This is a genomic window from Micromonospora sp. LOL_013 (assembly GCF_048060315.1).
GTDB lineage: Bacteria > Actinomycetota > Actinomycetes > Mycobacteriales > Micromonosporaceae > Micromonospora_E.
Map to the genome: position 1 here is coordinate 1 of NZ_JBHMIQ010000039.1, position 15300 is coordinate 15300.

The 15300-nt window shown below is 67.7% G+C and carries 6 protein-coding genes; all 6 read right to left on the reverse strand.

What is annotated here, in order from left to right; all coding sequences use genetic code 11:
• Window positions 1-215 (reverse strand): helix-turn-helix domain-containing protein (locus tag ACFHWS_RS22915; RefSeq protein WP_416569014.1); only part of this gene is annotated, 215 nt, incomplete at its 3' end.
• A 93-nt stretch (window positions 216-308) separates the two neighbouring features.
• Window positions 309-941 carry a hypothetical protein gene (locus ACFHWS_RS22920; protein ID WP_416556485.1) on the reverse strand — a complete coding sequence of 211 codons (633 nt, stop codon included), beginning with the start codon at window positions 939-941 and terminating at the stop codon, window positions 309-311.
• Window positions 929-7750 (reverse strand): polymorphic toxin-type HINT domain-containing protein, encoded by a 6822-nt coding sequence (locus ACFHWS_RS22925; protein WP_416569015.1) that lies wholly within the window; start codon window positions 7748-7750, stop codon window positions 929-931. The genes ACFHWS_RS22920 and ACFHWS_RS22925 overlap by 13 nt, the downstream gene beginning before the upstream one ends.
• A gap of 48 nt (window positions 7751-7798) precedes the next feature.
• Window positions 7799-11455, reverse strand: a complete 3657-nt coding sequence (locus tag ACFHWS_RS22930; RefSeq protein WP_416569016.1) for a LamG-like jellyroll fold domain-containing protein — start codon at window positions 11453-11455, stop codon at window positions 7799-7801.
• 23 nt (window positions 11456-11478) lie between these two features.
• Window positions 11479-14664: a hypothetical protein gene (locus ACFHWS_RS22935; protein WP_416569017.1), complete on the reverse strand. Its 3186-nt coding sequence runs from the start codon at window positions 14662-14664 to the stop codon at window positions 11479-11481.
• Window positions 14665-14777: 113 nt separating this feature from the next.
• Window positions 14778-15272 carry a DUF6924 domain-containing protein gene (locus ACFHWS_RS22940; protein WP_416556481.1) on the reverse strand — a complete coding sequence of 165 codons (495 nt, stop codon included), beginning with the start codon at window positions 15270-15272 and terminating at the stop codon, window positions 14778-14780.
• Between the last annotated feature and the right edge of the window lie 28 nt (window positions 15273-15300).

A 15300-nucleotide genomic window follows, 5' to 3' on the forward strand; every position in this document is an offset into this window, starting at 1 on the left:
TTCGGTCGCAGACGATTCCCGTCGCAACGCGCCTGCGCCTCGACCGCACGGTAATCCCACGATCCACCGTTCCGCGCGATCTCCCGAGCGATCGTCGAATGGTGCCGCCCGAGCAACCTTCCGATCGTCCGAGCTGACACCGAATCACCGCCCCGGCTCAACTCCCGCGAGATCGTTTCTCGCTCCTCAACCGTCAACGGAGAAGACCCGCTCATCTACCACCCAATCACTCGACACCCAAGATCATTTTACCGGGTGTCGCCATGACCGTTTGACTCCGCCCATCTACTCATCAGAAGGCACAATAATTAGCACCCATACCGCGTTCTAAAATTGTTTATGAAGGTTTCAATTTGCTCAACAACGAAAGGCGGCTCCTTGCGAGCAAGACTTTCGAGTTTTCGAATATACTCCGATGCCGATCTCAGATCACCACACTCGACATCTATGACAGCCAATCGACCTAAGTCAAAGTGTGTGCTCGTCTTCTTTGTCCGAATTTCACGAGCGACATCGCGAATATCCTCGTATGCCTCCATGTAAGGAACCGCATGCGCATCCAGGTCCGCCTTGACCAAGTCGACAACCATGTCGATTCTGTCGCTGGGAAGAACAACCCAGCGCGGAAGCTGGCCTCCTTCGCGCCCTTCTGCATCGAATAGGTCAGCCAGGGTTGCGCCAACGAGCCAACCACCGTCAGAAAGTCCATAGAGTTCACCGACTAGGTGTGAGATTTGGTCATGGCGGATTCCAACAGAAGGATTTAAGGAAAGGCCATATTTTCTAACTGAAAGATCGAACCCTACCAGGAAGCTCAGACCACCGCGCTTCCGCTTCTCAAAAACAATATACTCTTCGTCGCCGGAAGATGACTCGACCCAGCCCGATTGAGCGAGCATTTGGCCGACGCCACGCTTAACTTCTTCCGCTAGGATCCGCATGCAGGACACTTCCAAACATCAAACTGGACACCCATTGTCACCCTTGCTCCCTTGGGTATGCCGTGCGCCGACAATTTAGTTGTATCTACAACCGCGCCAGTCGACTCCAGCTCTGGATAGCCGGTCCGCTGTGCCGGACTAATTGTAGCGCCTCGCCCCGTCTTGGCCTCCACGGCAACCCATGCTCCACTCTTGTCTTTGCCAACGAAGTCGGCGATAAATACATCGCCGTTCCCATTCAAGAACCGAACTTGGCTCTCAATGTTCGTGAATCCATCTGCCAACATCCTACGGTAACTCGCGGCCTCACCCATTGCACCGTGAGGCAGCCCAGTTACTGGGCAGGCCCCGACACTTGTATTGTGAGCGAGGACTGGGGTGTTGCCAGCGAGTACATAGTACGTGTGGATGTCGGCGATGGTGAGGTTGTGGACCGTACGGGTCTCGGACCACTGACGCACGGCGGTGACCTGGACCCACGTACCAGCGGAGGTTCGCAGCCACTGCCCGGCCTCAAGCTCGGCAGCGTCGAGCCACTCACCCACCTCCGGCACCCAGAACGGGTGACCTTCGGTCGCGACCACAACACCTTCGGCGTCACCCCGGCCACCGTCGGTGTCGACCGTGATCTCGACCAGATCCTTGACCCCGTGCCCGACGATCGTGGCAACCACCGGCTTGACAGCCGTCTCACCGGACTCCGGATCAGACGCCACCACCAGATCACCCACGTCGAGATCCTCGATCGGCTTCGACGAACCATCCGCCAACAGCACCAACGTTCCCGGTACGAAACTGTTGCAACCAGGCGCCGCCGCCTCAGCCTTGTCCAGAGTCTTACGACTCCGCATCCACGTACCGACTGCGTCCTTCAACTTGCCGCCCAGGTTCCACAACCGCTCCCCGAGCGCCTTCAGCCTCATCGGCTTCAACCCGTAACGGGCCAACAACTTCCCCGCGGCGCCACCAACCGCCGTCAACACCACGTTCAACGCCGTCATCGCACAAGCGCCCATGTCGCCGTTGATGAAACAGTCGACCGCGTCGGTGATCCCCAACTCGTCCATCAAAATCTGGCCGAGCTCCTTCGCCACCGCCACCACGACCTGCTTCGCGTCCTCCACATCCCGACGCGCCTGCGCCACCTCCGGCGGCACCGTCGACACCGGCGGCGGCCGGGGCACCACCGTCCAACGGTTCGACGACATCGAGTACACCAACTGCTCACCGCGCTTCTTCCAGTACGCGTCCTCCTCCGCACCACCACCCGTCGCCAACGGGCGCAACCCATCCGGATCCGTAAACGACACCGGCGAATTGTTCGCATACGCGTACCCGTGCATCTGCTGCGGATCACTCACATCGATGATCGGATCCACCGAGATGAACCGACCAGTCTGCGGGTCATACTCCCGCGCACCCAGATGCGTCAACCCCGTCGACACATCCTGCGTACCACCGACGAAGCCCTTCTCACCCAACCACTGACCAACCCCCGGCTGAGTGCCACGCGCAGTGCCGAACGGCGCCATCCGCCGATGCGTGATCTGCCCCGTCGCCCCGTCCACCGCGGCCTGCCCGGAACCGTGATGATCCGCAGCCTGCACCTGCACACCCGCGACCGTTCGCACCACCGTCAACTGACCGCCGACCGGGTAGTAGCGCGTCCCATCGACCACCGAGTTGGAGCGGTTCAGCTTCAACTCCATGTTCGGCAGATACACCGTGATCGAATCCGGATCCTTCCGGACCAACCGACCGCCATCGGCGTCGTAGACGAAACTGGTGGTCTTCCCGTCCTCGGTGACCGACTCCAGCCGACCCTCGGCGTTCCAGACCAGGTCCTGCTCCTCGCCGACCCGGACCCGCTTCGTCGTGTTGCCCGCCGCGTCGTACTCGTACGAGTACAACCGGTCACCGGCCGACGTCTCCTCGACCACCTGCGACAACGTGTGCGGCTGTGCCTGACCCGGCGGTGGGTACGAATACGTCCGCTCGACCTCGTCGGCCCCACCCGCAGCGTGGATCGTCTCGCTCAGCCGGTTACCAGCCAGGTCGTAGCTGTAGGAGTGGTGGTACGGCGCCGGCCCGCCCACCCCGCTGGTGCCCGGCCCACCCGCACACGGGTCACTCGCCGTGGTCGCCGTGCTCCACGCCCGCGTCATCCGCCGCAGATAGTCGTACTGGAAACACTGGATGTCCCGCACTCCGGAGCCCGGCCGGTCAGCGATCGACAGCACATTACCGGCGTCGTCGTACTCGTAGTGCTGGTCGATGTCGCTGGTCGGCATTGCCGGGTTGTCACCCTCAATCGGCTGCCGGCGCAGCATCGATCGGATCAGCCGGTTGGTGCCCTCCTCGTAGGTGTAGGTGCCGAAGACCTTACGGCTACCGGCGCTGACCTGCGCCCTCTGAAGCTCACCGGTCGACGTGTAGGTAGCGTCGCTGAGATATGACTCGTCACCAGTAATCCTTGTGACCCGCTGTAGGCTGTCGTAGGTGTAACTGACACCTTCGACCGACAGACCGCCCCCCTCTGGGAATGTCGTACCCTTAACAGTGCCGTCGTCGTTGTAAACGGTGAGGAATTTGTAGAATCCGCCGAGCTCGGCATCCGTGTCGCCTGCGGGAATGCTGTATCGCACTTCGGTCACTCGATAGTGGGCATCTCGAGCAACGTAGACGGTGTGATACTTGTGGCCGCCGTCTACGATGCGGGTGGCGAAGTAAAGCTGTCCCTTGGCGACGGTGTCGTATCCCCACTCCGCAAGCTTCGTACCGGTCTCGACCGAGCCCTGGTAGGTGCCGGTCTTTCGGCCGAGCACGTCGTAGGTGTGGCTGACAGTGACGCCCCGACCGTCCGTGGTGGAGGTCAACTGGTCGTAGTCGTTGTAGGTGAAGGTGCTGGTTCCGCTGTCCGGGTCGACCGCTTCGATCTTGCGACCCCGTTGGTCGTACTCGTAGGTCCACACGTTGCCGGCCGGGTCGGTGACGCTGGCCTGCTGACCGGCAGGGGTATAGGTGTACGTGGTGCTGTCGAAGCTGCCACTCGGCCCGGCACCGTGGTACTGCCGTAGCTCGACGACCTGACCACGGGCATCGGTGATGGTGGTCGTCGGGGTGCCGCCCGTCGGCGGGTCGACATGTACCCGGTCGCCACCGTAGGTGGTGACCGTTCGCCACTTCTCGTCCAAGGCGACCAGGGTGATGGTGTCGGTGACCCGGTCCACGCCGTCGTACTGATACACCGTCTGCAGGTCGACGTCGCCGTTGACCGTCTTCAGCAGCGTGCCTGACGGGGCACCGGAGGCGTGGAACTTGTCGTTGAACTTCGCCACCTTGCCGGTGGCGGTGTAGAAGGTTTCCGAGACGAGCCGTCCACCATCCGGTCCGGGCACCTGAATCTGCCGGGGGCGGAGGAAGCCGTCGTAGATGGTGTATTCGGCGTTCGATACGCCGTTGACGATCTGCTCCTTCTTCACTGATACAGGCGCGTTGTCCTGGTTCTGGTACGTATACCGGACACTCGGCTCGTTGGGGTTACTCGCCTTGGTCTTGTCCGGTAGCCAGACCCGCACGGTGCGGCCCAGCTTGTCGTACTCGACGTCGGTGCGCTTGCCGTTCCAGTCGATCTGGGTGACCGGCTGTCCCCATGCCGGGTGGTAGTCGGTGGTCGCGATGAACCGGGTGTCGGCGGTGCCGACCCGGATCTGCGGCCCGGTCTCCATCTTGCGGGTGGTCAGACCGTTCGTCTCGGTGTAGGCGATGTTGGTGACCGCGCCGGAGCCGTCCTGCGCCGTCAGCGGCCGGCCGTACATGTCGAAGGTGCCTTCACCGACGGTGACATAGCTCGCGGCGGAACCGCTGTGGCTGGCGAGCTTCTCGATCCGGGTGGCGTTGCCCTTGGTCGGCGTCGCACCGTATGCCTGGCCGTCGTACGAGGTCCGGTTGTCGGTCAGCAGTTGGGTGGCCAGGTCGGGGTTGGTGACCGAGCAGGCGACCGACACGGTCTCCTCCCGGGCGACCAGGGTCCGTAGCCGCAGGCTGTGGTTGTCGGCGTAGGTGGTCCGGGTGCACTGGTCGTCGGCGGCGGTGCTGACGTCGCCGAAATCTTCGACCTGAGTGACCCGCCCGACCGGGTCGGTGTATCCGCTGGTCGCCGGGTCGTAGGTGGTGATCGACTTCGTTTCCCGCCAGCCGCCGCCAGCCAGCGCGGTGAAGCCCCGACTGACCCGCGGCTTGACGAAGAACGCCCGATCGGTGCCCCACGGCCGGCTGTAGCTGGCGGTCTCGTAGCGCCACGGGCTGGTCACCGATTTGCTGCTGACCTGGGAGCCGTTGTAGACGGCGGTCTCGATCTCGAAGCCGGCGAGTTCGTCGTAGTCGGTGTGGGAAGTGCCGACCGAGTCGGTACGGGCGACCGTGCGGGTGCCGCCGGCCGGGTTCTTGTCGCCGTGCATGCCGCGCAGATAGGTGTGCTCGGTGCGGGTGGTGAAGGTCTCGCCGTCGCCGCGCCGGACGCGCACCTTCTCGTAGCCGCGCCACTGGTTCCAGGTCAGCAACTCGGTGTCACCGATGCCGTCCGGGTCGGCGTGCCGCCAGGCCGCGTCGCCCAGATACTCGTAGCTGGTCACCATGTCCGGGGCCAGGGCGGTGCCGGGCTCGACGTTCGTGCGGTCCGTTTCGGTGACCGACTCGACGACGTACTTGTGGAACCAGTCGGTGATCGGATTCACCTCGCCGCTCGGCGACCACTTCACGGGGTAGCAGCGGCGGGTGCTGTTGCCGGGGGTCGGCAGCGAGTTGGCCGAGCAGTCCGGCGACTTGTAGGTGACATCGACCTGACCGCCGGAGTCGGTGTAGACGGTGGTCAGTCGAGGCCGGATCAGTGGGGCGACGTTGTCGCCAGGGATGTCGATCCGGTTGGGCAGCTGCAGCGGGCCCAACTCGACCGAGGGCACGGTCAGCGGGTCGCCGCCACCGTAGCGGCCCTGGTGGTCGATCTTGTGCAGCCACAGCGACCGGCTGCCGTCGGCGTTGTTGGTGAACAGGTGGGTCAGGTTCCACGAGTCGACCGGCGTCCATCCGCTGGTGGTGCGGATCTCGGTGGTGATCTGGCTGACCCGCTTGCGGGTCCAGAAGCTGGGTGACGACTGGCCGGCTGTGCAGTGCGTGCCGGCAGCGCAGTTGCGGTCCCACGGCACGTCCGGCCAGGAGTTGGCCGTGCTGTTGTTCAACTGACCCGGCGCGCAGGTGATACTGCCGCTCGGGATGCACCGTTCGGCGTCGGTGAACACCACCCGGGCCGGTGCCGGGGTGGAGTAGACCGCGTTGTGCCGCTGGCCGTAGTCGATCCGCTTGAGCCAACCACCCCGGTGGTATGCGGTGCCGTTGACGGTGGTCTGCGCCCGCAGCGCGTAGTGGTTCGTCTCCCGCTCGTAGAAGTACGAGGTGACGTTGCCGTGCCGGTCCTTGACGTAGTCGAGGTTCCACCGCCAGGCCTGGTGGCACCAGGCGTTCGCCAGTGTCGAGTTGTAGCAGGGTTCGCCGCTGTCGTCGCCGAAGACCGGCACCGTCCACACCGAGTTGGTTTCGGCGTTTCCGGACGCCCATCCGGGCAGCCGGTTCAGCCCGAAGTAGTGCTCGGTGCCGTCGATCGTGGTGACCTTCCAGAACTCGCGGTCGTTGTCACCATTGACGGCGCCGTCGACCGTCCCGCTGTACCGCTCGATCTTCGACCCGTCGTCGTTGGCGAACCGCCAGGTGCTGCCGGTCCGCACCAGCGTGCTGGACCGCCCGTTGAGCATCAGTACGGCGTTGTCGTGCGCCCAGCACAGGTCGCCCATGCCGTCGCGGCCGTCGTCGAGGCAGGTGTTGTAGCGGCGTTCGACGTACCCGGGGTCGTAGCTGAAGCCCTCGCCCAGCCAGGAGCCCTGGTTGTTGGTGGTCGCAGTCCGCCCGTCGGTGGCCTGCGAGTTGTAGCCGAGCACCACCGACGGGGTCAGCCCGCCCGGCACCGGCGGCACCCGCATCGGGTACGACCAGTTGAACGCACCCGATGACGGTGACACGTTCCACTTCGACGACGGCGCGAACTCGGTCGTGCCGAAGCTGCCCTGCGCCGAAGCCTCCGAAGCGACCATTGCGAACAGCGCCGAGCCGGCACCGACGTCGATCGTGGCGGTAAGGGTGTCGGTTCCCGCGTTGTTGACCGCCGGTACCGGCTCCGGCGCACACGCCGACGCGTCCGGCGTGGTCAACGCGCAGTCGGGCAACCGGACCAGCCGCAGTCGGGCACCGAAATCGCCGCCGTACGCATCGGCGATCCCGGCGTAGCTCAACGCCACCCGGACGGTGCCGGCACCGGTCTCGCCGGCAGCCCGCCCGATCCGGGTGACCGGTCCGTCGACCTTCGCTTTCGTCGACACCGCGCGGTCGAGGGTCTGCACCCGCACTCTGCTCGGCGGCGCGGTGCCGGCCGCACGGCCCGCCCCGCTGGTCGGGCTGGCCACCGGCGTCGCCGGCACCTCCACCGTCCCGGCCGCCGGCCAGGCAACCTCCGGTGCGGTACGCAGCGCCGCCTGCACCACCGGGTTCGGCTCACGGGGCGGCACCGGAGCCGCCGGGCGGTCCGGAGCCGGTTCGTCATGTTGCTGGACCGGGGGTGCCGCGGAGGACGGCTCGGCCCGGGCCGGGCTCTCCACCCCCTGCAGCAGCCCGGCTGCGACGACGACCGCCGTCGCCCAGGTGACAGCGGCGGTCAGCCGTCGACGGCGGTCCGGGGTCGTAGCCAGAATCCGGGAACTCATCACCACTCCAAGGGGGGAAGGAGGCGAAGCGGACGGGAAATCGGCGATTCACAGGTACGGATTCGGCTCAGGAAGGACAAGCCGCTGAATCGACCCGTCGTCAGCGACCCCGGTATAGGCGCGTACCTCGTCGACGACACCGCCGAGGTACTGGCCGAAGGCGCCGTTGTGCAGCGCCCGGCCCACCTGCAGCGGTCCGCCCGCCCGCCAGCCGGCGGTGTAGGTGGCGGCGGCGGTCACAGCGACCTCGCCGTTGATGTAGAGCCGCACCTCGTTGCGGAATGCGTCGTAGACCACCGCCAGGTGCTGGCCGTGCTGGTCTGCGCTCGGCAGCAGATCGACGTCGAAGACCACCGTGGCCTGCGGGTCGTTGGTATCGCTGTGCGGTAGCACCAACTCCCAGCGGTTGGCGCTGCCACAGCGGATCACGAATCCGCTCGCCGCAGTGCCAGCCTGGGAGAGCACCGCCTGGTCCCGGTCGCCACAGGTCGGGCTGGGCAACCGGACCCGGGCGGCGACGGTGAAGCTGCCGTCGGTCACCGCCACCGGCGCGTCGGTGCGGGCCCGGCCGTCGACCCCGTCGAGCACCAGATGTCCGCCGCCGACCAGCGGCAACTCGACGAAAGGATCCTCGTCGACGTCCGGTGCGTACAGGTGGGCACCGCCTTCCAACAGCAGCTCCTGGCCGTTTTCGTCGTAGGCGGGGCTGCGGTCGCCGGAGACGTCGTCCAGCGGCCAGTAGCCGAGGCGGATCGGCCGCAGTGTGGACAGTTCGCTGACCTCCCGGTGCACCAGCACCCGGTCGTAGACGGCGATGTCGGCCAGCTCACCGGCCCAGCCGGCGGTGTGGCCGCTGCGGGCGTACACCCGACCGATCTGCACCGCGCCCCGGGACTTCCACGCCGACCGACGCTGCACCGTCGGCTGGACGTCTCCGTTGACGTACAGCGTCATCGTCTTGAGCTCGGGGTCGTACGCGGCCGCCAGATGAGTCCATTCGTCGCGAATCGCCGGGGCGGTGCTGGTCACCGACCAGCCGCCCAGCGACAGCACGTCCGTCGACGGGATCGCGAACTCCCACTTGCCGGTGGCGGCGTCGAAGCCGAGGGTGAAGCCGGGCTCGCCGCTGCCGTCCTGGCTGACCGCGACCCGGTCGGTGGTGTCGTCGGTGAGCCGCACCCAGGCGCTGGCTCCGAACCCGGTCGACGTGTCGATCAACGCCGAGCTGGTGGTGGCCAGGTAGCTGTCGGCGGCGTCGCCGGTGAACTGGATTGCCCGGTCGAACTGGCACTCGGAGCCGGAGTCACCGCAGCCCGGCCCGGACACTCCGAACGTCACCCCGGCTCCGGCGACCGCCGGATGGTTGCCCCGGGCGTCCTCGGCCGACGCGGCACCGGCTGCCTCGCCGAGCCCCCATTCGCCTGCCGCCAGCCGGGTCGGCACGGAGAACACGCAGGTGGCGATCGCCGACCGCAGGCCGGACTGGTCGACTGCCTGCACCGTGACGATGTTCGGGGCGTCGTCGCCTGGCATCCAGCGCAGTGACACCGGGCCGCCAGGGCTGGTCGGCACCAGTTCGTTGTCCGGCAACGGGTTGGTGTTGAATCCGTACAGGTAGCGGACGGTGTCGGTGGAGACCGAGTCAAAGGTGAAGGTGCCGTAGATGCCGACCCCGCCCCGGTGCTGGTCGTCCTCGACGCAGGCGCTGGTGTGCTCTCCGGCGTCGAGTGGCAGATACTCCGGAGAGTCGATGTCCGGCGCGGCCGGCGCGGTGGAGTCGTAGACGAACTGGCAGGCGGTCTGAGTGCTGCCTTCCCAGCTCCACGGCCCCCAGACCTCCGAGTCGCCGGCCCGGACCTCCCAGGTGATCGGCGTGTTCTGCGGGATACTCGATGGCAGGGTGTGCTGGAAGCGGGAACCGCTGGCCTTCCACCCGGTGGTGACGTAGTTGTTGACCCGGGTGCCGGCCGAGTCGTACCAGTAGTAGAGGATCTGGCCCCGGACATCCTCGGTGTGCGACGAGCTGTGGTCCGGGTCGCGTAGCACCATGAACAGCGTCGGCGGGGTGTCCACGTACGGTCGGTTGGTGCCGGTGACGCACTGGCCACCGGGTGACATGGTCAACTCGGACTGCTTCGGTTGGCTCGGTGTCCGGTTGTAGTGCACAGCCAGGAGCGCGTTTCCGCAGAACCGCTTGAACGCCGTCTGGTCGTTCTCGTCCGTGGCGGCGAGCCCGAACGTGGTCGTCGACCAGCCCTTGGTCACAGCTTCCCGCACCGCCGCGGTGGCGGTGAAGCCGACGTTCTGGTTCGTCGAGGTGCAGGAGTTCTTCTTCGCGGTCGGTGCCTTCGTCTGCAGCAGGACGCCGAGCGCCGGTTTGTTGTTCCAGTTCGTGCCGGAGCTGATACCGGACGACGCCCGGTACAACGAGACGTTCTTCGGGGTCGAGTTGTACGTGTGGGTCATCGTCACCCGGAACTCCGCGCTCAGGATGGTCCGCCCCGCGTACGGCGTGGGCAGCGCATAGTAGATCCGCTTCTTCCCGACGTTGTTGCACTGCCCGGAGTTGACCGGGCAGTTGCCGACGCCTTCGGTGCCGGAGAACTTGTGGTACGACATGTGCGGGTAGCCGCTGGCAACCATCGCCCAGTCGCTCCTGCGGGTGTCCTGCCAGACCGGGTCGATGTAGACCGGCCAGCGGGTGTCGGGGTCGGTGAGCATCGCCTGGTCGGGCAGCAGGGTGAGGGTGTCGCCGTCGATCCGCCAGCCGATCGGTGCCTGGCTGGCACCCGGCGGGGCGGACTCGGTGGCGTCGACACCGGTCGCGTCTCCGGCGTCGGGAGCGGTCCGGCCCGGCGTCGCGGCGTCGGTGCCGGCGGGGTCGTCACCCGAGTCCCACATCGCCGGTGCGGCGGCCTCCAGCACCGGCGCGCCGGACACCGTGTCGACGGCGGCCAGCCCACCTTCGAGGCCGTCCTGCACGGTCAGCCCGGCAGTGGCCAGGCCGAACTCCAGCTCGGCCAGTTCTGGATGCTGTGCCGCCTCCGGGGTCTTGACCACGAGTACGTGTGAGAAGCCGGTGACCTCGACATCGACCACCAGGTCCACGTCGGGCAGCACCTCGGCGTAGACGGCCTGGTCACCGTCGACCGTCGGCTCCGGCAGGGCACCGGGCCAGTCGAGGGTCATGCTGCGGCCGGCGCGCTCCACCCGTACCAGCGGGGTGTCGCCGCCGCCGGAGAGCCGCAGCCCGAGGGTGGCGGCCCGGGGGCCGATGCTGCCGTCGGCGGCGGTGACCAGGGTCGCGTCGGTCGGCACCCATTGGCCGTCGCGGACCACCCGGAACGGCTGGGCGTGCTGCACCGAAGTCAGCGTGCCGTCCGGGTTGGCGAACGTCTGGGAGCTCTCACCCTGCAGGGCGCCGATCTCGACCCGCTCACCGATGTCGACGGCGTGGGCGAACGCCTCGGCTTCGGTCTGCCGGACCGGCTCCGCGCCGTCCACAGCCGTTGCCGGTGCCGGTTCGTCCAACTCCGCCGCCGGTTCGGGGGCGGCCTGCTCCGTCCGGTCCGGGGCCGCCGTCGCCGGGCTGGCCACCACCGCGTACGCGGTCAGCAGCCCGGCCAGGCCGAGGCTCAGCCCGAGCCGGCGTCGGCCACTGAGCTTCGTGTTGCCACCGATCATGTCGCGGTCCTCCCCCGTCACGCCGTTCCACCTGTCGATGGCCATCAGTCGACCGCCGCCCCGAAGGCGACCGCTCCGGCGGGGAAGCCGTCTTCACCGGCCCGCCACACGTGCTCGGGCGTCGCCGACCCGGCGGCCAGCATCGACCAGGGGATGGCGTAGACCGCCTGGTCGGAGTACGGGCTGGCGACGTACAGATGGGTCTGGTTGCCGGCGATCGCCAGGCCGAGTAGTTCCTGCGCGGCCGGCGCCCCGGGCAGGGCACCGGACACCCGTTCCACGGTCGCGTAGCCGGTGATCGGGTCCGCGGCCGCACCGAACACCCGGATCACGCCGGCGTCGGCGGCCGACCCGGTGTCCTCACCGGGGGCGCCGACGGCCAGCAGCAGATTCTGCGCGGTCGCGGCCGATCCGGGTGCCAGGTTGACGAGGTGGACCCGCTCACCGAAGTAGTCGCCCTCCTCGTCGCCGCTGGGTACGCCGACGATGTGCTGGGCGAGGACCGGCAGTTCGGTGAATCCGCTGTCGGTGACGTGGAACCGCTGTACGACGCCGGTGTCGGCGATGTCGGCGGCACCGTACTCCTTACCGGGAGCGCCGACGGCAAGGAACGAGTCGGTCCCGCCGGCGGGCGCACCGGCCGCCCGGTAGTCGACCATGGACAGCGACTTGCCGAACGTGTCGTTCGCGGTCGAGGTGCCCCACACGCCGGCTCGGTCCTGGTCGATCGCGCCGACCAGGGTGGGGCGGCCGGAGGTGTACTGGTGGCGGAAGACGTTGACCGCGCCGGCGAAGACCTCGGCGCCGATCGCCTCGCCCGGCGAGCCGATGGCGAAGTGGTGGCTTGACGCGGCCAGCGCATAGCCGGTTCTGTCGTCGTTCTCCAGCGCGCCGACCACACCGTTGCCGCCCTGGCTGAGCAGAATGTTCGCGGTGCCCCGCAGATAGTGCACCACGCCGGTGTCGACTGCGGTGCCGACGTCCTCACCGGGCGCGCCGATCAGCAGAAACGGCTCACCGACCACGGTGTGCCCGGCGGCGAGGGAGAACCCGAACCAGTCGCCGGCCTCGGTTGTCTCCGGGAACTCCGACTGACTCTGGTGCAGCATGATCGACGACGGGCCACCGGCGAGCCCGTCCGTGGAGCCGAGCAGCAGGTACACCAGGCCGCCGTCGGCCTGGCCGCCGAGATCGTCGTACGGCACCCCGACGGCCAGGTCGGTGCAGCCGTCGTTGTTCACGTCGTAACTGGCCAACGCCGCGCCGAACTGGTCGCCGGCCCCGGCGGCCCCGGATCCCTGGATGTTGTTCTCGTGCAGGGTGTCGACGGCGCCGCTGCCGCCGTAGCGCACGTGCACCTGGCCGGCCTCGGCCTGCCCGGCGACGGTGGCTTCCGGGTCGGCGATCGCCACGTCGGCCACTCCGTCGCCGTCGTAATCGTTGGCGACTCCGCCGACGCAGCCTTCCGCTGGTGGCACGGTCACGTAGACGGTCATCTCGCAGAAGTCGGACCATACGGCGCTGCCGGTGACGCCGTCGTCGGCCCGCACCCGCCACTGGTAGCGGCCGCCGTCGAGGAACGCGCCGGCCGGCACGGTGACGCTCGCGGTGGCACCGGAGGGGACGGTGCCGACTGTCTGGCCGCCGAGCGGCGCCGAGGCACCGACCGCCCACCATTCAAACTCGACCGACATCGCGGTGCCGTCGTCGTCGGCGACGCTGGCCTGGAGCTGCGGGGTCAAGGTGTTGACCAGTGGCCGGTTGGTGCCGGTGGCGCAGGCGGTGGCCGGCACCGTCGACCGGGCGGTCACCGTCGGCCACGAGTTGTACGTAACGACGGCGTACGGCACCTGTGAGGAAGCGGAGGTGTCCCGGGAGCGGAACTGCTTGAAGGTGGCGGTGTCGGTTTCGTCGGTGGCCCGGATGCCCATGTGGGCCTGGCTCGCCCCGGCGGTCGCGGCCCGCTGGAAGAACCCGGTGCCGCTGATCGTCGACCAGCCGTCGTCGCAGCTGGAGTCGTAGCCCTTGGTCATGGTGGAGCTGGCTTCGTGGTGCAGCCACTGCGGCTGGTTGGTCCACCGGGTGGCGGTGCTGGCCGCGCCGGTGGACCAGATCTCCCATGCCTTCGGGGTGCAGGTGTGCGACCACCAGTTCCAGAAGTGGACGGTCGCCGAGTTGATCTGCTTGCCGGCGAGCACCGCCGCATCCCAGGTGACGAACGACCGGGTGATCGTCGGTGGACTGGTGGCAAGCAGCCCGATCTGCAGGTCGTCGGTGCCGCTCTGGTTCGTGGTGACGCTTTCCCGGACGTACGCGTCGAAGGTGGTGGACAGTGGGTCGACCGTCGGGTCGAGGGTGACCGGGTAGACGGTGTCGGGCGAGTCCAGCCAATCGGTGGCGGGGCGCAGCACCAGGTCGACGCCGTCGGCGCGGGCGGTGACCGTGGTGTCGATCGGTGCCGTGCGAGCTGGTGTGCCGGCCGGGGTGGTCTGCGCGTCCCACATAGCGGGTGCCGGGACGGTGGCGATGGGGTCACCGTCGGCACCGGTCAGGGTGATGCCACCGAGTTCGTCGTGGCGGTGCCCGGCGATGCCCGGTCCGGTCAGCGTGAGGGGGATCTCGCGGACCCAGTCAGCCGCGTCGCGGTGGCGCACAGTGAGTAGTTGCTCGAACCCGGTCCGGGTGGCCCGCACCACAAGGTCCACATCGGGCAGTACGTCGGGGTAGGTGGCGACGGGCCCGTCGAGCCGCGGCTCCGGCAGTGCGCCGGTCCAGCTCATCGCGATTCGGGCGTCGTCGTGGCCGACGGCTGCCAGCTCGTGGGTGCCGGCTGGGCGGGCACCGGAGATCCGCAGGTCGTTCGGGTGTGCGGCGGGCGCGATGCTGCCGTCGGCGGCCCGGCTCAGCCGCAGGTCGACCGGCAGCCAGGCACCGTCGCGGCGAACCCGGACGACGTCGGCGGCGATCCGTGCCTCGAGGTGGCCCTCCGGACGGGCCCACACCTCGGTGGTCTCCGAGGTCTGCCCGTCGACGCGGACCGGCTTACCGCTGTTCCGGGCGGCCTGCAGTGCCTGCCCCTGTGCCGTGGTGGGTGCGGCGAGCACGGTATCTGACCGCACTGGATCCTCGGCGGTGACGGTCGCCGCCACAGCCAGCAGTACCGCTGCAGCGGTCAGCGCTGCGGTCCATCGTGGCGCATCGTTGGACGCGCGCCATCGACCCACGGCCATGCGGCCCTCCCCCGTGCGAGACCCTCAAGTTGAGTGGTCTGTGACGCTACGGGGTCAATTCCTGACTGTCAATGAAAGTCGATGGGGCAGCAGCTCGACACAGCGACCAGCAGCTATAGTCCACGATAGACGTATGTAGTCAGATCGTCGTCGCTTGGACCGTAGTCCTCGAAGTCCATGTTGGCCAGTGTCAGGTTGCCGTGCACGCTCAGCACCGTCTCAGGGAGCAGCCGAAACGGCTGGTCGCGGGTCGGCTCCACGAACCCGTCGTCGTCCTCGTCGCCCTCGTCCGGAGCGTCGTCCTCGTCGTCCGGGACCTTGACGGCGAGCAGCGGCTGCTCGCCGCGCATGGTCACAGCATCGGCGACGAAGAACACCGCCGGGCTGTCGTCCGCCGCGATCGCCGCCAGGACCTCCTCGACAGTGGCGCCGTCGAAGGCCGGGTCGTCGACGACCGTCGCCGCAGGGAGGTCCGTAGAACGTACCGGGTCGTTGTTCAGCCGACGCAGAATTTGCTGCCAGGCCGCCTCATCGGAGAAGTCAGTCCGCACCACGCACGGCTCGAACTCGAGGTCATCGGTCCGGACGATCAGCGGACGGGTAGGCATCTCGGTTTGGCTCCCTCGGATCGGCGGC

Coding starts and splice junctions, on each gene's coding strand:
- ACFHWS_RS22920 (WP_416556485.1), bottom strand. CDS start 941: ATGCGGATCCTAGCGGAAGAAGTTAAGCGTGGCGTCGGCCAAATGCTC.
- ACFHWS_RS22925 (WP_416569015.1), bottom strand. CDS start 7,750: ATGAGTTCCCGGATTCTGGCTACGACCCCGGACCGCCGTCGACGGCTG.
- ACFHWS_RS22935 (WP_416569017.1), bottom strand. CDS start 14,664: ATGGCCGTGGGTCGATGGCGCGCGTCCAACGATGCGCCACGATGGACC.
- ACFHWS_RS22940 (WP_416556481.1), bottom strand. CDS start 15,272: ATGCCTACCCGTCCGCTGATCGTCCGGACCGATGACCTCGAGTTCGAG.